Here is an 18,669-nt window from a genome sequence, read left to right as displayed (position 1 = left end):
TAACCTGAACAATACAGCAAATATAAACTTTAAAGTTATTCTTATTCTTCAAGCAATTTTATAAATAAAGCGAATCTATTCTCAATAAAAAGTGGGTTAGTCTTTTTAAACATCATATGAGATACATTATCAGATAAAGACATTAAATCCGCAAAAGTTTTTAATGTCTTAAAAGCTTCACAATTTTTATTCAAGCCTTTAATGAAGGTAAATATAGCCTTCTCAGCATTATGACTCAAAAAGTTATACAATCTAGCAACAAAGCCACAAATAACATCAGAAATTTGTATTTCTCTGCTAGTTTTTGAATCCAAAAAAATAATATCTAATTTGCTTTCATAATCATCATCAAATTCACTCAATCTTTTAGTTATTGAGAGCTCATTATCAAAATACTTTTTGTCGTTAACTTCAATCATTCTTGAAAGATAAGTAAAAAATACATCACTTGATATAACATATGGCTCATTATCTTCTAAAAAAAATCAAATTAGTTTTATCTCTTGGACTTTCTTTAATTTTAGTCTTAGATAATTCTAAAATTTTAGATCTAGTATTTTTATCAACTGGATTATATAATGAACCCCAAAAGTTGGACCAAGTAATTTGGAAAAACTTTTGGGGTTCGTTATATTGGACTCTTTTTTTATTGACACGCTTATTTTTTTACACATTCAAAATTTTTTTATTAACTTTGTCAATAATAAGATGTTAAGCAGATTCTTCATCTAAATCTATAGCATTTTTTGCTTCTGTTACTTTAGTGATTTCATCTGTTAGTGTTTTAGTTGCTAATTCATATTCATTTTTTGTTGGATTTTGTTATGAAATAAGAGCTTTGGCAGCAGAAATTTCTTCTTCAAGAGTTGCAATAATTTTATTATATTTTGCAAAATCAGTGTTTAATTGTGATAATAGTTCTTCTGCTTCTTTAACTTTTTGTTTATAATCGCTTATCCATTGGCTATCTAGCGCCCCCCCCCTCTGGAGTTCCAGGTTGTGTTTCAGGTTGTGTTTCTGGAGTTCCAGGTTGTGTTTCTGGAGTTCCAGGTTGTGTTTCAGGTTGTGTTTCTGGAGTTCCAGGTTGTGTTTCAGGTTGTGTTTCTGGAGTTCCAGGTTGTGTTTCAGGTTGTGTTTCTGGAGTTCCAGGTTGTGTTTCAGGTTGTGTTTCTGGAGTTCCAGGTTGTGTTTCAGGTTGTGTTTCTGGAGTTCCAGGTTGTGTTTCAGGTTGTGTTTCTGGAGTTCCAGGTTGTGTTTCAGGTTGTGTTTCTGGAGTTCCAGGTTGTGTTTCAGGTTGTGTTTCTGGAGTTCCAGGTTGTGTTTCAGGTTGTGTTTCTGGAGTTCCAGGTTGTGTTTCAGGTTGTGTTTCTGGAGTTCCAGGTTGTGTTTCTGGAGTTCCAGGTTGTGTTTCAGGTTGTGTTTCTGGAGTTCCAGGTTGTGTTTCTGGAGTTCCAGGTTGTGTTTCAGGTTGTGTTTCTGGAGTTCCAGGTTGTGTTTCAGGTTGTGTTTCTGGAGTTCCAGGTTGTGTTTCAGGTTGTGTTTCTGGAGTTCCAGGTTGTGTTTCAGGTTGTGTTTCTGGAGTTCCAGGTTGTGTTTCAGGTTGTGTTTCTGGAGTTCCAGGTTGTGTTTCAGGTTGTGTTTCTGGAGTTCCAGGTTGTGTTTCAGGTTGTGTTTCTGGAGTTCCAGGTTGTGTTTCTGGAGTTCCAGGTTGTGTTTCAGGTTGTGTTTCTGGAGTTCCAGGTTGTGTTTCAGGTTGTGTTTCTGGAGTTCCAGGTTGTGTTTCTGGAGTTCCAGGTTGTGTTTCAGGTTGTGTTTCTGGAGTTCCAGGTTGTGTTTCAGGTTGTGTTTCAGGTTGTTCAGTTTTTGCCTTAATTTCTTCAACCTTTTTAACCAAAACATCTAAAGCATTCTTGATTTGTTCATTGCTTGACTCAGGATTTGATAAAACCGCTTGAGCAGCTTCTAAAGCTAATTTAATTTCAGCTTTTTGAAATTCTTTTAATTCTTTATTTGTTTCTAATTCTTCTTCGAAGATTTTAATTTGATTTGAAAGTTGTTTTTTAGGAGTTTTTCTAGTTATTGTTGTAACAGCTATAGCAACAGATGCTGCTGTAGCAGTTGCAGCTAGAAAAGTCAATCCTATTATCAATTTAGTTGATTTTTTCATTTTACCTCATATAATAATTTATTTTTTTACATAAAAATATTACCAAATTATTATAAGTTTTGTATATATATATATATATTTATATAATTAAACAATTTTAATTGGATTTTAATGCATTTTTAATATAAAAACATATAAAAACTACCAAAAATGAATTAAAAATAAAATGCAGAAATAAATCTGCATTAAATTATTTTTTTTGTTCAGCCAATTTTTTCTTTAAAACTAATTCTTCGATAACCGTGTATTTAGTTTCGTCGACTTTTTCAAATTTAGCTTCTTTATCAAAAGCTTTGGTATCTATGTTATTTACAATTAAAGAAAGTAAGTTATTTTTAAATTCTACAATTCCACGATCAATAAAAAAAGTTTTTGTCAAATTATTGTCTTCTTTAATAATAATTTTTGAAGGAACAAGTGCTGCTAAAAAAGGTATTGCTTCTTTCATTAAACCAATTTGACCTTCTGTTGTAGTAAAAGTTGCAATAAAAGCTTTTGATTGATAATATACACCGTTTGGTGTTGTTATAAGGATATTAATAAATTTATTTTCACTCATAAATTATTTTTCAAATTTATATCCTAAAGTTTTAGCCTTTTCAATTACGTCTTCGATTGTACCTACATATAAAAATGCTTCTTCAGGTAAATCATCGTATTTACCACTTAATATTTCTTTAAATGATCTTATTGTGTCTTGCAATTGAATATATCTACCTTTAATACCACTAAATTTTTCAGCAACAAAAAATGGCTGTGATAAAAAGCTTCTAATTCTTCTTGCTCTTGCAACAACCTTTTTATCTTCTTCTGAAAGTTCATGCATACCTAAAATTGCAATAATATCTTGTAATTCTTTAAATCTTTGTAGGATATTTTGAACTTCTCTTGCAGTATTATAATGTTCTAAACCGATTATATTTGGATCCATCATTCTTGAATTTGAACCTAATGGATCTATTGCTGGATAAATACCTAAAGCAGCAATATCACGATCTAAGACTGTTTTAGCATCTAAGTGAGTAAATGTTGTTGCAGGCGCTGGATCTGTTAAGTCATCCGCTGGTACATAAACTGCTTGCACTGATGTAATTGAACCTTTATTAGTTGAAGTAATTCTTTCTTGCAACTGACCCATTTCAACTGCTAAGGTAGGTTGGTATCCAACAGCTGAGGGCATTCTGCCTAATAAAGCTGAAACTTCTGAACCTGCCTGGGTAAATCTAAAAATGTTATCAATAAATAATAAAACATCTTGTCCCATTTGATCACGAAAATATTCAGCCATTGTAAGAGCAGTAAATGGTGCTCTCATTCTAGCGCCGGGAGGTTCATTCATTTGACCAAAAACTAAAGCGGTTTTATCTAGAACACCGCTTGCTTTCATTTCATGGTATAAATCATTCCCTTCTCTAGTTCTTTCACCAACACCAGCAAAAACAGATAAACCACCATGTTGTTTAGCAATATTGTTAATTAATTCTTGAATTAAAACTGTTTTACCAACACCAGCTCCACCAAATAAACCAATTTTCCCGCCTTTAATGTAAGGAATTAAAAGGTCGATAACTTTAATACCAGTTTCAAAAATCTCTAATGTTGATTTTTGTTCTTCAAAACTTGGAGCACTTCTATGAATAGGCATTTGGTGTTCGAAATTACCACCAAGTAAATCAATCGGTTGACCCAAAACATTAAACATTCTTGAGAGAATTTCTTTTCCTACAGGAGCACTAATTGGTCTTTTTAAATCAAGAACCTTCATCCCTCTTCTTAAACCAATAGTTAAACTCATAGCAATAGTTCTTACTGTATCATTACCAATGTGTTGTGCAACTTCTAGAATTTGTTTATTTTCGGAGTTATTTTCATCAACAACTTCTAGAGCATTTAACATTTTAGGAGCCTTACCTTCATCGAATCTAACGTCGATAACAGCACCCAAAATTTGGGTAATAACACCATAATTTAATTCACTTTTTTCTTCTTTTTTTGCCATTTTGTTAAATCCTTTCACTAAGAACCTGCTCCATTAACAATTTCAGTAAGTTCTTGAGTAATTTTTGATTGACGTGAACTGTTGTATTCAATTTTTAAATCTTCTATTAACTCTTCTGCGTTATCAGACGCTTGTTCCATTGCCGTTCTTCTTTGACTTGTTTCAGCCATTTTTGCATTAATTAAAGCATTATAAATAGAAGCTTCAAAAAAGATTCGAAAAGAATTTATTAAAATAACTTCTGGATTAGGTTCAAAAATTATTTCTAAATTATCATTATTTACATTATTGTTTATATTTTCTTTGTCAAATTTTTCAATTGTGTTTTTTGAAATTGGAAAAATTTCTTGAACAATTGGATCAGCTTTTAATGGATTTTCATAATCTGTATAAATTAATTTAACTGATGTTAATAATGAAATTTCTAAAACATCATATATTTTATTTGAAACCACTTGAGCTATTTCATAAGTTGGATTATCGCCAATTTGCGTTAAAGTTTGAATAATATGATATTTTTTATTTTTCTCAATTAAACTTAATAGTTTTGATCCAATAACAATTAAAATATCGTCGCCGGTAACTACCTCATTAATTTTTTTATACATTTCTGAATTAAAAGAACCACAAAGACCTAAATCACTTCCAAAAACAATATATAAATTTCTTTTTGCTGTAAATTTTCAAGCATGACGATTTAATAATTTATCTATATCTTGTTCAGAATGTTTGATTAAATTAATAAATATATTTTCCACATTTTTAAAATATGATTTTACTTCACTGATTTTATTTTTTATTTTGGAAAATTTTGCAGTTGCAACAAGTTCCATTGCTTTTGTTATTTTTTTTGTTGAATTAATTGAGTTAATTCTTTGTTTTATTTTTTGCAAACTTTCCATGGTAATTCTGGAATAGGAATATAGTTTTCTTTGTTATATAATGGAATAGTTTTTATAAATAAATCATTAAATTCAATAATTTGATTATAAATTTCTTCAATTAACTCATTAGTTCAATCAGATGATTCATCAATTTTTCTGATAATTTCTGTTGCTTTAGTATCAGTTGCAAAATAAGTTAAAATGTCTTGACGGTACTTAATTATGCTGTTTTTAGGAATAACATTAATTAAACGATATTTTGCTAAAAATAATAAAATAATTTGCTGAGCTGGTGAATAAGGTGAAAATTGAGATTGTTTTAATAATTCATAGACCTTCGCTCCATGTTCTAAAATTATTCTTGTATTTTGATCAAGATCAGAACCAAATTGGGCAAATGCTTGCATTTCATTATACTGTGCTAATTCTAATTTTAAACTTGAAACAATTTTCTTTGTCATCTTTGTTTGCGCTGATGAACCAACTCTACTTACAGAATAACCAATATCTATAGCAGGTCTTTGGCCTGAGTTAAATAATGATTCTTTTGTAAAAATTTGTCCATCAGTAATTGAAATGACGTTTGTTGGAATATATGCAGAAATATCTTCAGCTTGGGTTTCAATTATTGGAAGAGCAGTAATTGAACCACCGCCATAATCGTTATTTAAACGTGCTGATCTTTCTAATAATTGTGAGTGTAGATAAAAAACATCACCAGGATATGCTTCACGTCCAGGAGGTCTTCTTAATAATAACGATAGTGTACGGTAAGCAACAGCATGTTTAGATAAATCATCATAAACAATTAAAACGCTTTTGCCTTGTGACATTCATTCTTCAGCAATTGTTATTCCAGTATATGGAGCAATATATTGTAATGGGGCACTTTCCGAGGCTGATGCAGCAATAATTGTTGTATATTTCATAGCATCGTTTTTTGCTAATTGGTCAACGATTTGTGTTATTGTTGAATTTTTTTGACCTATTGCTACGTAAACACAATAAACATCTTTGCCTTTTTGATTTAAGATAGCATCGATTGCAATAGCTGTTTTTCCAGTTTGTCTATCCCCAATAATTAATTCACGTTGACCTTTACCAATTGGAATTAAAGCATCAATTGCTAAAATACCAGTATTTAAAGGTTCCGAAACTTCTTTACGGGTCATAACTCCTGGTGCTATTTTAAAAATTGGTCTATTAATTTCAGAATCAATTTTATTTTTTCCATCAATAGGTTTTGCTAAAGCATTAACAACACGGCCTAATAAAGCGTCTCCAACTTTAACTGAAATAACTTCATGTGTTCTTTTAACATGAGAATTTTCAACAATATTTCTATCATCACCTAAAACAACGACACCCACTAGTTCTTCTTCAAGGTTTAAAGCCATTCCAACAATACCACAATCAAAAATAACTAATTCACCATATTCAACATTAGTTAAACCACTAACAAGTGCAATTCCATCACCGACAGTTATAACTCTACCAACTTCATCATAACTTACATTATCATTAAATTCTTTAATTTGATTTTTAATGATAGCTGATAAATCACTTGGTTTTAAAGCCATATTTTTCCTTTCGTTATACTAAAGACTTAATTTTATTTAATTTTCCTAAAACAGAATTATCAATTAAATATTCATCAACTTTAATTTTTATTCCACCTATTAAATTTTTATCAATTTCATTAATTAGTGTAACTTTTGAATTTAAATCCTTCGAAAGTTTTTTTTCTAATTTTGAAATCTCAGTTTTTGTTAAAGGATTAACTGAATAAACATGACCATATCTGATATTTAATTTATCATTTGATAATTCGATAAAACGGTGGAAAATAATATCTATATATTTAACAACGTGTTTTTTAGTTGCTAATTTAATCATATTTAAAATATAAGGATGATATGAATTAAATGACTCATCAATCATTTTGAATTTACTTTCTTCTGATAAATCAAAAGAATTAAGCATTTTTAAATATTCTTTATTTTGTTTTAAAACTTTAATAATGTCAGCAGATTCATTTGTAATTTCTATAAGTTTATTTGAACTTTTTGCGAGATCAAATAAAGCAAATGATCAATTATTAATAATTTCGTTTAAATCAGTCATAATATAATTACTTATCTATAACTTCATTAATCATTTTAATGTTGTCCGAGTCTTTAATTTCACGACCAATAATTTTTTTTGCGATTTCAACTGCATTTTCCATAATTATTTTCTTTTGTTCAACATTAAATTGCGCACGTTTTTTATTAATTAAAATTTCTGCTTGTTCTAACATCATTTCAGCTTTTTTCTTAGCCGCAGCTGAACCACTATTAACAATTCTTTCACTTTCAGCTTTAGCATTATTTATGATAGTTTTTGCTTGATTTGTTGCTTCAATTATTTTTTTATCATGTTCTTCTTGAACTTTTAAAGCTTCATCTTTTGCTTTAATTGAAGCATCAATATTTTTTTGAATTAATTCTTGACGTCTTTTTACCATTTTTTTAATTGGTTTATAAACTAAAAAAGTGATAATAATGGTTACAAGCATTAAAACAATTAAAGAAAATACAAATAAAGGTCAATTGAAAGTTAGGCCCGAGAATGTTTTTTCTAATTCTTCACTAACGCTTCCACTGCCTTCTGATATTCTATTAAAAATAGGTAATATTTCCATTTTGTATTTATGTTATGTTTTATTTTAAATAAAGATTAATAATAAAGCAATAACTAAACAATAAATAGATGCGGTTTCAACAATAGCTAGGCCTAAAATTAACAAGGTACGTACTTTAGATAAAGCCTCAGGATTTCTTCCAACAGCTTCACAAGCCTTAGCAACAGCAATACCTTGTCCCAAAGAAACAACCCCAGCACCGCAAATTGCTAAACCTGCTCCTAACATTGTTAAACCGTATGCAATAGGATAATTATGTGCGTCTTTTAACCCCGCCTTGTTTGCATCAAAGGTTTGAATAATTTCTCTTACTTTGTCTAATTTATCAATCATTTTTTTCTCCTAAATTAAATTATTATTTTATTTTTTAACTAGTTTGAATATTATCTTCAACTTCTCCTTTGTTTGCGATAATTTTCTTTTTTCAATCTCTTATTTTTTTCTTATGCTTTTCTTTTACATCAACTTCCGCTGCCTGTGATCAGTAGGACATTGTAAGGACAACAAAAACAAATGCCTGAATTGCGCCACCAAATAAGTCAAAATATAAATTAAATGCTGGTAGAATCAAAATTCCAAATGGGTTAAATATTGATGCTTCTGAAGTTGCCTGTACACCAATAATTTTTGATCAAATATTATTTAAAAATATTGATGCTAAAGATACTAGAACAACACCACCAATAATATTTCCATATACCCGAAATGTCATTGAAATAATTGGTGAATAATTAGATGCAAATTCTAATGGATTTAAAAGTTTAATAACATATTTTACTTTGTTATAGGCAATACCAACACCAGCTGTTCCTAATCAAGAAACTACTGTTGCTGCTAATACAGCCGATAAACTTGAACCCATAGGCGCTAAACCAATTATTGATAAGATATTTCCAAAAAATATAAATACAAATAAGGAAATAAGATACGGATTTGCCTTATCAAATTTTGATTCATGTGTTTCAGAAATAAATTTGTCACCACCGATAATGGCGGTTTCAACTAAAATAATTGCTGCATTAGGGGCTTTATTAACTTTTTGTCTTTTAACTGCAACATAAATTAAAACTGATAAAACTAATGTTATAAACACAAGTGATATAAGTGAAAAAATTTGATTACTATTTATTTCAGATGAACCAAATCAATTAATTTTTAATAGTTTGTCCATTGTCCTCCTTTCTTTTTTTTATTAAAACAACAACAGTTCATATTATTGAAAAAACTGACAATAATAAATAAGGAGCTGTTATTGTTATAGTATTAAATGGGAAAAACGCAACATTAGAACTTGGATAAATTGAATGATAATAAGAATTTAATCAAACAAATAATCCTAAAATACCAATATTTAAAAACATCAATAATAAAAAAATCAAAATAGCAATAAACATTCTAATTCGGTATTGCTTTTTATTATTACTATTAATACTATTTTTTATCAAATTTAGTGATAGCTTTAATATAACTAAAAATAATAAAAAACTAACTATACCTACCAAATACCCCAGTAATAGAGAATAATCTAAAAATGCTATTGAAGAAAATATTAACAATAAAGCAATATTTAGGGTAGTATAAGTTATTCAAAAAATTTTTCCATTTAATTTATTCATACTCAAGTGGTTATTTATAAAATAACCTATGTAAATTATATTACTTTTTATTTTTAAGGATAATGATAAATATTAATAAATTAATATTAATCTATTTTTTTAGCACTTTAATTACTAGAGTGCTAAAAAAGTGGTATAATTTTCTTAGGATTTAAGTTAGATAAAGGAGGAAAGTTATGCACGCATCATGAACACCTGCACAAGAAAATAACAACAAAGATCCATTATTACAATATGGAAGAGATTTAACTCAACTTGCCCTTGAAGGAAAACTAGAGCCAGTTATCAACCGTGATGAAGAAATAAGGTCTTTAGTGCGAATTTTATCACGTAAAACTAAGAATAACCCAGTTTTAGTCGGTGAACCAGGGGTAGGTAAAACTGCAATCGTAGAAGGGTTAGCAAGAAAAATTATTGAAAATCAAGTTCCTGAAAATCTAAAATCTAAGAAGGTTTATGAATTAAATATTTCTTCAATTATTGCCGGAACCTCTTACCGGGGACAATTCGAAGAAAGAATTCAAGCCATTTTAAAAAGAATTCAAGATTCGAATGGCGAAATAATTTTATTTATAGATGAAATTCATATGATCGTTGGAGCTGGGCAAACTGGTGAAGGAAGCATGGATATAGGTAATATGCTAAAACCAATGATGGCGAGAGGACAACTACATTTAATAGGGGCTACAACATTAGATGAATACCGTAAATATATCGAAAAAGACTCAGCTTTAGAACGAAGAATGCAAAAAATATTTATAAATGAACCTTCAATCGAAGATACAATTACTATTTTAAGAGGAATAAAAGAAAGATACGAAACATTTCATGAAGTAAAAATAAAGGATGAGGCTTTAGTGGCAGCTTCAAATTTATCAGCACGTTATATTTCAGATCGTTTTTTACCAGATAAAGCAATAGATTTGATTGATGAAGCAGCAGCTAACATTAAAACTGAAATGAAATATATTCCTGAGCCTATTGAAAAATTAAATTACGAAATTGCTAAATTAGAAATTGAAAAAGCAGCAATTGAAAACTCGATAAATAAAGAAATTAAGAATAACAGCGAAAGAATTAAACAAATTAATAATAATTTAAACGTTTTAAAAGAAAAACATAAATTATTAACTGATCAATGAAATAAAGAAAAGGAATTAATTGCAAAATTATCATCTTTTAAAGATAATATTGAAGAACTAAAAAGACATTTAACAATTTTACAATCAGAAGGTAAATACTTCGAAGCATCAAAAGTTATGTATTCATTATTACCTAGTTTGGAAGAATCTAAAAAAGATGTAGAAAATCAACTAAATAATTTAAAAGATCGTTTAATCAAAGAAACAATTGATGAGGAAGAAATTGCGTCAATTGTAAGTAAATGAACAAAAGTTCCAGTAACTAAATTATTAGAAACACAAAAGAATAAATTACTTAATTTAAGTGCAAATTTAGCAAAGAGGGTGAAAGGGCAACAAGAAACTATTGACTTAGTTTCTGAAGCAATTAAAAGAGCTAAAGCAAAAATAAACGATCCAAATCGCCCGATTGGTTCTTTCCTATTTTTAGGTCCTACAGGGGTAGGTAAAACAGAATTAGCAAAAGCGCTTGCGTTTAACTTATTTGATAATGAAAACCACATTATTCGTTTAGATATGTCTGAATATATGGAAAAACACAGCACTTCAAAATTAATCGGTTCGCCTCCAGGGTATATTGGTTATGATGATAATGGGGGACAATTAACTGAAAAAGTAAGACAAAATCCTTATTCAATTATTTTATTTGATGAAATTGAAAAAGCACATGTTGATGTTCTAAATGTTTTATTACAAATATTAGATGATGGAATTCTAACCGATAGCAAGGGAAGAAAGATTAATTTTAAAAATACAATTATTATTATGACTTCAAATATTGGTTCAGAGCAAATCATGAAAAAAATGCCAGAAAAAGATGAACTAATGAAAATATTATTAACTAAATTTAAACCGGAGTTTATTAATAGAATTGATGAAATAGTTCCTTTTAACCAATTAAGTATTCAAGTAGTAAAAGAAATTGTAGATCTAGAATTAAAAAAATTAGCTAAAAGAATTTTAGATAACATAAAAGCTAATTTATTTTATAAAGAAGATGTGTTATCATATATAGCTAATAAGGCTTACAATCCAGCTTTTGGAGCAAGAGTAGTAAAAAGATTTATTCAAAATCAAATTGAAAACAAAATCGCAGACTTTATTTTAAGTAATGAAATAAAAGAAGATTCGATCATAACAATAAATATTGAAGATGATGAGATCGTGATAAAAGTTAAATAAAAAAGGCAAGGCTTTAAGACCTTGTCTTTTTATATGGTACATCCTGTGGGGTTCGAACCCACGACCCAGGGATTAAGAGTCCCTTGCTCTACCTGCTGAGCTAAGGATGCATTTTTTTAGCAAAATAATTATAAACTAATTTTTTTAATTAATAAATAATTAATAAACAATATATATGTTAATATTATTAAATTATTAATATATACAGTAAATATAGAATATATTTTAAAAAATAGATTATAAATAAGAAGTAAAGGAGCATAATATGTTAGACGTTTGTGGAATAAGTAAAATTTTTCCTGATAAAAAATTATTTTCTAATATTAATTTAAAGTTTTTACCAGGAAATGTATATGGAATTATTGGTGCTAATGGGGTTGGAAAATCAACATTCCTTAAAATTTTAAGTGGAGAGATTGAAGCAACAGAAGGACAAATTGTTAAGGAAAAAAATGCGAGAATGAGCGTTTTAAGCCAAAACCAAGATGAATTTAACGACTATAATGTAACTGATGTTGTTATCATGGGTAATAAGGAACTTTATCAAATAAACATCGAAAAAAACAAGATCTATGAAAACCCAGAAGCGACAATGGAAGATTATGAAAAAGCTAGCCATTTAGAACAACTTTTTGGTGAAATGGGTGGCTGAAATGCTGAAAATGATGCCCAAACATTATTATCAAATTTAGGAATTGAACCTGAAAAATGAAATATGCAAATGTCAGAATTAAAAGCTAATGAAAAAGTTAAAGTTTTATTAGCTAAAGCATTATTTGGCAATCCAGATATTTTAATTATGGACGAACCGACTAACCGTTTGGATTTAAAAACAATTAAGTGATTAGAAAACTTCTTAATGGATTATCCTAATATTGTTATTGTAGTTAGCCATGACAGTGATTTCTTAGATGCTATTTGTACACATATTATTGATATTGACTATTCAGAAGCTAAATTATTTGTTGGTAACTATTCATTCTGAAAACAATCAAGCCAATTATTAATTGAGATGCAACAAAAAACAAATTTAAGAAAAGAAGAACAAGCACAAAAATTACGTGAATTTATTGCGCGTTTTTCAGCTAATGCTTCAAAATCAAAACAAGCAACAAGCCGTAAGAAATTATTAGAAAAAATTGTTATTGACGAAATAAAACCTTCTTCAAGAAAATATCCTTACATTAAATTTGAATTAAATAGATTACCTGGTAAACAAATTTTAAGTGTTCATAATTTGACTTATGTTAATGAAGTGGGTGATACATTGTTTGAGAATGTTTCATTTTCTTTAAAACCAGGTGATAAGATGGTTATTATTGGAAATGATGATATTGCAAAAACAAGATTATTAGAAATTCTAATAGGAAAAAGGAAACCTACTTCCGGAACTGTTGAATGAGGAATTACCATTTTCCCTAACTACTTCCCATCAAATAATCAAGAATATTTCCAAGAATCTGAAACTATTATCGATTGATTAAGTAAATGGCCTTTAAATAATACAACACAAGAAACTAGAGATAATAGCGACGCGAGAATGAGGGCTTTTTTAGGTCGGATGTTATTTTCAAATGACAGTGTATTTAAGAATGTACAAGTAACAAGCGGTGGTGAAAAAGTACGTTTAATGATGTCAAAATTAATGTTAGAAGAAAGTAACTTTTTAATTTTTGACCAACCTTTAGACCATTTAGACTCAGAATCAATTGATAGTTTAATAGAAGGAATTAAATCATATAAAAGTTCATGTATTTTTACAACATATAACCGAGCAATGATTAAAGAATGTGCTAATGTGTTATTAGAAATAAAACCAAAATCAAGTTTCCTATTTTATGGAAATCTTGATGAATATGAAGAAGCTATGGGATATTAAAAATAATAAAAAATCTGGAACTAATTTCCAGATTTTTTAGTTGCTTCAATCTATTTCAATATAATCATATTTTTGATCTTTATTTTTCTTTTCTAAAACTTTAAATGTTATTTTTTCGTCAAGTTCAAATTTAGAATTTTTTCTTAAAGCGTGGCCTTTTTTAGTTTCTAATCAAGCAGACAAGGTTTGATTCTTTTCTTTATCATCTAGTTCATAATCAAGATATTGATCAAGTTCTAATTGTTTTCATAATGTTTTCATTAAAACCGTATCTTTGGCTTCGCATCTTTCTAAACTTATTTCATAAATTTGCTCATCATTATCATACTCATCATAAATTTCACCAACAACTTCTTCTAGAATATCTTCAATAGTGATAATTCCTATTGCTTTATCATCATTATTACTTTCAGTAACGAATGCCATTTGAGCACGAGATTGACGCATTTTTTCTAATGCTACTGATAATATCGAATTAGCCGATACTCTTGGAACTGATTTTATATAGTTTAAAATATTTCCTCTTTGTAAAAAGAATATATCCTTCAAAAGTAAAATACCAATAAGATCTCCATCTTTCTCAACAGGTATCCTTGAATAATTAGTTTCTTTAAACATTGCTAGTGCTTCTTGCATTGTTGCTTTTGAACTCAGAAAATCAACGTTTTTCATTTTTATATAGTGTTGTGAAACTTTTGTAGAATCAAGGTCTAATACATTTTGAGCCATAACGGATTCTTTAAATTCTAAAACACCCTCATCTTGGGCTATATTTAATAAACTTTTTACATCTTCTTCAGTATTTGTAATATAAATTTTCTTACCAATTTTCGAAATAGGATATGTTATTGGAATAAAAATTCAATATAACATTTCAATAAATCAATAAAATGATTTAACAGTTTTTTCTGGGTATCTTTTTGCAATTAGTTTTGGAATTATTTCAGCAAATAAAACGATAATAGGTGTCATAACAATTGTCGAAATAATCGAAGCTAAACCTACTTTAGATGCACCAAATGCTTGTGTTAATAAATAGGCAAGTAATGTCGATGAAGCAATATTTACTAAATTATTAGCTATTAATATTGTTCCTAATGTTCGGTTAAAAAAGTTATGTTGTTTCTCAATAATTTTATGACCTTTAACTTTTTTCTCAATCATTGTTTCAATCTTTGCTTTTGATAAGGAAGTATAAGCAGTTTCTGTAGCAGAAAAAATGCCTGAACTAACAAGCAATAATATTAAAGATATTATTAAAAGTGCATATTGTCAAGGGTAGAGGTGAATATCCATCTAAAAGTTCTCCATATATAAAATAATTATTTTAGTAATGTATAAATATTAACAAAAAAAATCATTTTAATAAAATAATTCTTTTATAATGTTATATTATGTTTAAATTTGAAGATGTTAAATTAGTACAATTACCAGAAAAAATATTAAGAGAAAAATCACAAGATATTGAAATTCCTTTATCTAAGGAAAACATTGATTTAATTGAAAAAATGATTTTTCATGTTTCAGATAGTCAAAAACCTAATACAAAATTTAGACCCGCTGTCGGTGTTGCTGCTATTCAATATGGAATACCTAAAAATATTTTTTATATATTAATTGTTGACGCAAATGATAAAGTGATTTTTAATGACGCTTTAATTAACCCTAAATTAGTTGGTCACTCAAATCATAAACTAGCTTTATCAGAAGGCGAAGGTTGCTTAAGTGTTAATGAATCATGACCAAATCAAGAAGGATATGTTCCTAGATATTCACGTGTAATTGTTGATGCTTATTCATATATGGAAAAAAAATTTAAACGTTATGAAGTTAGTGGTTATACTGCTATTGTTTTCCAACATGAATATGATCACTTACAAGGAAATTTATTTATTGATAGAATTAATAAAAAGAATCCTTGAGGTAAAGATAAAGAATTAGAAGTATTATAAAAAATAGGCTCAAGGAGCACACAATGTAAGAACGATAACTGTCTAGAATAAAATCCGGGCAGTTTTTTCATTTGAATAAAGAAAAAGCCACTCTATATAAAGAATGACTTATCAAAACATTAAAGTAAACCAGCATCAAATGCCTTGTAAATATATCTTACTACATAACTAGAATATGGTTTCCATTTAGTACAATATTCCTTAATATATCTTTTATCTCTAGTATCATCCTTGAAGTTATATGCCAACTTAAAAGCTGTAATGAATGCCCCATCTTCTGTTGGTAAGACATCTTTCCTATTTAAACAAAAAATCAAAAACATTTTTGCTGTCCATGGGCCAATGCCTTTGATTTTAGTTAATGAATCAATGATTTCACTATCATTATATTTAGCTAATTCTGCAAAATAGCACGGATTTGTAATTGAATATTTTGTTAAATTAAATATTGCATTTGTCTTCCTTGTGAAATTCCCGATGCTTTTAGTTTTTCTATACCAACATGATAAATATTATCCGGGCTAATTTCTCCACCGACAAGTTCAAGAATCCTATTAAACAATTCGTGCCCAATTTTATTAGATAACATTTGACTAACAATTGTATAAACAATGAATTCATAATAATTGTTATATAGTTCATATTTTAAGTTACCATATTTCAAAATGATGTCTCTAATAATTGAATCATTGCTAAATAAATATCTTATTGGCGTTGAATTTATAGTAACTATCATTTTATTTATCGAAATACCTTTTAATAACACTTACTGTGTTTTTGTCTTCTACTAAATCAGATACTAACTTTTCAAATCCTTTTCCATTAACAAAGAAATTACCTTTATGACTGGCTAAATTATTATTAACATTTATGAATTGTTTTTCTGCCTTTGGCTCATGATTATCTTTATTCAATTTTTTAAAAAAATTGCCTTGTAAGCAGGAAATATAATGCCAATTATCTTTTTCTTCTTCGTAATTAATAAATTGAATAATTTCATTTATTTCAGCATTTTGGGAACCACCTCCACCATTAGTTAATTTATGTTCAACTATATAGAATTCGCCATATACTGCTAAAAACATATCCGGATTCTTGTTATCTCTTGTTTCACGAAATTCAAATTTAATTCCATTTTTCTTTAAAAAGGAGTTAAATAAACTTATATCCCCTTTATCAGGTAATAAATAATATAATCCACTATTTTCTAATTGAAAGATTGATGATGCTTTTTTGAAACCAAGTGGCAATAATATATCTTCCATTTTTTCAATTCCCGTTTTCCCTTTCCTTCTGCTGGATGCAGCATCAGATTGAACTTGCAAGACTTGGTCAGAATATCCATGGTAAAGGTACATATCGTGCCTGTTTTCAATATATAAATCTACTAATGTTTTAATTAATTCTCTTTTTTCATCTAAATCCATTTTGTTTTTCTCTGCACAATATGTACTATACGAATAACCTATGACTTGAAGATATACGCAAAAAGAAGAATAGTTAATTAGATTTGCACTTTCTATAAGGTGAATTATTTTATCTATTACATTATTTAATGTTTTTTCATCAGAAAGATTATTACCTTTTAACGTCTTATAAGTTGTTATATATTCAATCAACTTATGATTATCTTCCATTAATTTAGTAGGAACATCGGTTGAATTTTCATTAATAACCAAAACACCTTTTTGCTTTGAAAAATCTACTATTTCATCATCATGTTCTTGACTATATTTAAAATAAAGTTTGTTGTCCATATTTGTCTTATCCCTTCATTTCAGAATATGCTTTTTCCATTATTGCTCTAGCTAATCTAAAATCTAATCTTCTACGACGCATTCCTTTTTTTGTATTTCCCCTAAATGGTGTTAATAAAATATCAGCTGAGTCATGCCTGATTTGATTAATAATATCATTACATCTATTGATAAATTCCCGTCTACTTTCATGATTAACATCAATGTTTATTAGGCTTAAATGTCTTGAACTAACTTTGATATTGTTATACCAGTCATAATCAAAATTTTCTCGAAAATCAAAGTTTATGAAAGTTTTATCATCTGTACTATCTATAGCACGTAATCCAAGCCAACCATCTAATGTATTAAATGTAATTTTAATATTATTATTAGGTTCTAATCTTAAGTCTTGTATTTCCTTTAAATTATTTATATATTCATCATTCTTGTATATTTTTATGTGCTCATAATCCTTTATTATTGAATCGAAGCACACTACACATACCGGATTTTCTGTATCTTCAAAAGGATTTTCTTCTAAAATTGTTATCGAATTAATTTTATTTTTTTGTTTATAGGATGAATTAATAAATGATTCTGGTATTATTGCAACAACTTGTTTTTGGGCTTCTAACATCTTATCCAATGCAATTAAATAAACATCATCATAAAGTGAAGAATTAAAGTATTTAGATAAATCTATTTTTTTTCTAGATGCCGATTGCTTTGCTATATATGGTGGATTAGTAATAATGATAGCATTATCAATATGAGGAATTTTAACTAAAGAATCGTTAATCTCCCATTTAAGAGTAGAATCAATATCAAGTCCTTTTGTTTCTTTAAATCCCAAAACATCAACAGATGCCTTTAATAAATCGCCACCACCAGCATAAGGGTCATAAGTCATTTTGCAATTACTTTTTTTTATAAAATCAACAATTTGTGGCTTCAACCATAATTTTTCTTTTGTAAAAAATTGTCCTAACTTAACTTTTTTATTATCACTCATTATTCATTAACCTCTTTCAATTCAATATTGTTTTCTTTACATAGCTGTACTATTTGCTTTCTAGCAGCAGTTGTTGGTCTATTAAGACCATTTTCCCATCTTTTGCTAGTTTCTTTAATGCAGTAACTGAATCATTATCAAGCCAATTAACATTAACTTCAGTATTGCCAATTTTTAAAGATAAAGTTTTATTCATAAGTTCATCATCCTCTTTAAGTTGTATCGTAGTATCATCACTTGTTCCATCAGGCTCCTGAGTAGTATGTAGGCTTGGCTCAGTGGCCGGATTTGATGTAGATCGACCACAAGAAACTAGAGTGCACATTAAAACAAGAGTTGTAATTATAATTATAAATCTTTTCATAAAGGTCGCCTTTAGGCTTATTATACTATAAAATCATAAAAAAGAGAGGC

General features: G+C 28.3%; 21 protein-coding genes and 1 tRNA gene. 5 read left to right on the top strand and 17 right to left on the bottom strand.

The features are described 5' to 3' along the window. Positions 1-41: 41 nt before the first annotated feature. On the bottom strand, positions 42-419 hold the full coding sequence (locus EXC38_RS00495) for a DUF3800 domain-containing protein (RefSeq protein ID WP_129694441.1): 378 nt from the start codon (positions 417-419) through the stop codon (positions 42-44). A 344-nt stretch (positions 420-763) separates the two neighbouring features. Here EXC38_RS00495 and EXC38_RS00490 point away from each other — a divergent pair, with 344 nt between their 5' ends. After that, positions 764-949 (top strand): hypothetical protein, encoded by a 186-nt coding sequence (locus EXC38_RS00490; protein ID WP_129694440.1) that lies wholly within the window; start codon positions 764-766, stop codon positions 947-949. Between the two features lie 15 nt (positions 950-964). Here the strand turns inward: EXC38_RS00490 and EXC38_RS03510 are convergent, their stop codons facing one another. The 10 genes from EXC38_RS03510 to EXC38_RS00440 all read right to left on the bottom strand — a co-directional run bounded on the left by EXC38_RS03510 (position 965) and on the right by EXC38_RS00440 (position 9,349). After that, positions 965-2,167 carry a hypothetical protein gene (locus EXC38_RS03510; RefSeq protein WP_197723423.1) on the bottom strand — a complete coding sequence of 401 codons (1,203 nt, stop codon included), beginning with the start codon at positions 2,165-2,167 and terminating at the stop codon, positions 965-967. 190 nt (positions 2,168-2,357) lie between these two features. Further along, positions 2,358-2,726, bottom strand: coding sequence for a F0F1 ATP synthase subunit epsilon (locus tag EXC38_RS00480; protein WP_060823489.1), 369 nt, complete (start codon positions 2,724-2,726; stop codon positions 2,358-2,360). A 3-nt stretch (positions 2,727-2,729) separates the two neighbouring features. After that, positions 2,730-4,166: a F0F1 ATP synthase subunit beta gene (gene atpD, locus EXC38_RS00475; RefSeq protein WP_129694439.1), complete on the bottom strand. Its 1,437-nt coding sequence runs from the start codon at positions 4,164-4,166 to the stop codon at positions 2,730-2,732. A gap of 17 nt (positions 4,167-4,183) precedes the next feature. Beyond that, complete coding sequence (atpG, locus tag EXC38_RS00470) at positions 4,184-5,068, bottom strand: ATP synthase F1 subunit gamma (protein ID WP_060823487.1); 885 nt, start codon at positions 5,066-5,068, stop codon at positions 4,184-4,186. After that, a complete protein-coding gene (gene atpA, locus EXC38_RS00465; protein WP_004415509.1) occupies positions 5,047-6,630 on the bottom strand; it encodes a F0F1 ATP synthase subunit alpha in 1,584 nt (527 codons plus the stop codon). The genes atpG and atpA overlap by 22 nt, the downstream gene beginning before the upstream one ends. A 13-nt stretch (positions 6,631-6,643) precedes the next feature. Continuing rightward, positions 6,644-7,174 (bottom strand): F0F1 ATP synthase subunit delta, encoded by a 531-nt coding sequence (locus EXC38_RS00460; RefSeq protein ID WP_129694438.1) that lies wholly within the window; start codon positions 7,172-7,174, stop codon positions 6,644-6,646. Between the two features lie 7 nt (positions 7,175-7,181). Beyond that, positions 7,182-7,733 (bottom strand): F0F1 ATP synthase subunit B family protein, encoded by a 552-nt coding sequence (locus EXC38_RS00455; RefSeq protein WP_109246979.1) that lies wholly within the window; start codon positions 7,731-7,733, stop codon positions 7,182-7,184. Between the two features lie 24 nt (positions 7,734-7,757). Then, positions 7,758-8,066 carry an ATP synthase F0 subunit C gene (gene atpE, locus EXC38_RS00450; protein WP_004415519.1) on the bottom strand — a complete coding sequence of 103 codons (309 nt, stop codon included), beginning with the start codon at positions 8,064-8,066 and terminating at the stop codon, positions 7,758-7,760. Between the two features lie 34 nt (positions 8,067-8,100). Next, the gene (locus EXC38_RS00445) at positions 8,101-8,904 is read right to left on the bottom strand and encodes a F0F1 ATP synthase subunit A (RefSeq protein WP_109246978.1); all 804 of its coding nucleotides are present in this window, start codon (positions 8,902-8,904) and stop codon (positions 8,101-8,103) included. Further along, positions 8,882-9,349 carry a hypothetical protein gene (locus EXC38_RS00440; protein ID WP_060823482.1) on the bottom strand — a complete coding sequence of 156 codons (468 nt, stop codon included), beginning with the start codon at positions 9,347-9,349 and terminating at the stop codon, positions 8,882-8,884. The genes EXC38_RS00445 and EXC38_RS00440 overlap by 23 nt, the downstream gene beginning before the upstream one ends. Before the next feature lie 176 nt (positions 9,350-9,525). Between EXC38_RS00440 and EXC38_RS00435 the strand changes: the two genes are divergently transcribed. Continuing rightward, positions 9,526-11,673: an ATP-dependent Clp protease ATP-binding subunit gene (locus EXC38_RS00435; RefSeq protein WP_129694437.1), complete on the top strand. Its 2,148-nt coding sequence runs from the start codon at positions 9,526-9,528 to the stop codon at positions 11,671-11,673. Positions 11,674-11,707: 34 nt separating this feature from the next. Here EXC38_RS00435 and EXC38_RS00430 read toward each other — a convergent pair. Further along, a tRNA-Lys gene (locus tag EXC38_RS00430) sits at positions 11,708-11,783 on the bottom strand. 155 nt (positions 11,784-11,938) lie between these two features. On the opposite strand from EXC38_RS00430, the gene EXC38_RS00425 reads away from it, so the two are divergent. Beyond that, the gene (locus EXC38_RS00425) at positions 11,939-13,552 is read left to right on the top strand and encodes an ABC-F family ATP-binding cassette domain-containing protein (RefSeq protein ID WP_060823480.1); all 1,614 of its coding nucleotides are present in this window, start codon (positions 11,939-11,941) and stop codon (positions 13,550-13,552) included. A gap of 36 nt (positions 13,553-13,588) precedes the next feature. Here the strand turns inward: EXC38_RS00425 and EXC38_RS00420 are convergent, their stop codons facing one another. Next, positions 13,589-14,848, bottom strand: coding sequence for a hemolysin family protein (locus EXC38_RS00420; protein WP_129694436.1), 1,260 nt, complete (start codon positions 14,846-14,848; stop codon positions 13,589-13,591). Positions 14,849-14,946: 98 nt separating this feature from the next. Between EXC38_RS00420 and def the strand changes: the two genes are divergently transcribed. After that, complete coding sequence (gene def / locus EXC38_RS00415) at positions 14,947-15,504, top strand: peptide deformylase (protein WP_004415534.1); 558 nt, start codon at positions 14,947-14,949, stop codon at positions 15,502-15,504. 261 nt (positions 15,505-15,765) lie between these two features. Next, the gene (locus EXC38_RS03455) at positions 15,766-15,915 is read left to right on the top strand and encodes a hypothetical protein (RefSeq protein ID WP_165056842.1); all 150 of its coding nucleotides are present in this window, start codon (positions 15,766-15,768) and stop codon (positions 15,913-15,915) included. A 25-nt stretch (positions 15,916-15,940) separates the two neighbouring features. Here EXC38_RS03455 and EXC38_RS00410 read toward each other — a convergent pair whose 3' ends face one another. Genes EXC38_RS00410 through EXC38_RS00395 form a run of 4 tightly spaced genes read right to left on the bottom strand, consistent with a single transcriptional unit; the run spans position 15,941 to position 18,619 of the window. Then, the gene (locus EXC38_RS00410; protein WP_165056841.1) at positions 15,941-16,270 is read right to left on the bottom strand and encodes a hypothetical protein; all 330 of its coding nucleotides are present in this window, start codon (positions 16,268-16,270) and stop codon (positions 15,941-15,943) included. After that, positions 16,242-17,261 (bottom strand): hypothetical protein, encoded by a 1,020-nt coding sequence (locus EXC38_RS00405; RefSeq protein WP_129694434.1) that lies wholly within the window; start codon positions 17,259-17,261, stop codon positions 16,242-16,244. Before EXC38_RS00405 ends, EXC38_RS00410 begins: the two co-directional genes overlap by 29 nt. A 7-nt stretch (positions 17,262-17,268) precedes the next feature. Then, on the bottom strand, positions 17,269-18,255 hold the full coding sequence (locus EXC38_RS00400; RefSeq protein ID WP_129694433.1) for an Eco57I restriction-modification methylase domain-containing protein: 987 nt from the start codon (positions 18,253-18,255) through the stop codon (positions 17,269-17,271). Between the two features lie 49 nt (positions 18,256-18,304). Further along, positions 18,305-18,619: a hypothetical protein gene (locus EXC38_RS00395; protein ID WP_129694432.1), complete on the bottom strand. Its 315-nt coding sequence runs from the start codon at positions 18,617-18,619 to the stop codon at positions 18,305-18,307. Between the last annotated feature and the right edge of the window lie 50 nt (positions 18,620-18,669).

It is taken from the genome of Mycoplasmopsis arginini (assembly GCF_900660725.1).
GTDB lineage: Bacteria > Bacillota_I > Bacilli_A > Mycoplasmatales > Metamycoplasmataceae > Metamycoplasma > Metamycoplasma arginini.
This window is presented reverse-complemented; position numbering and strand designations above follow the sequence as displayed.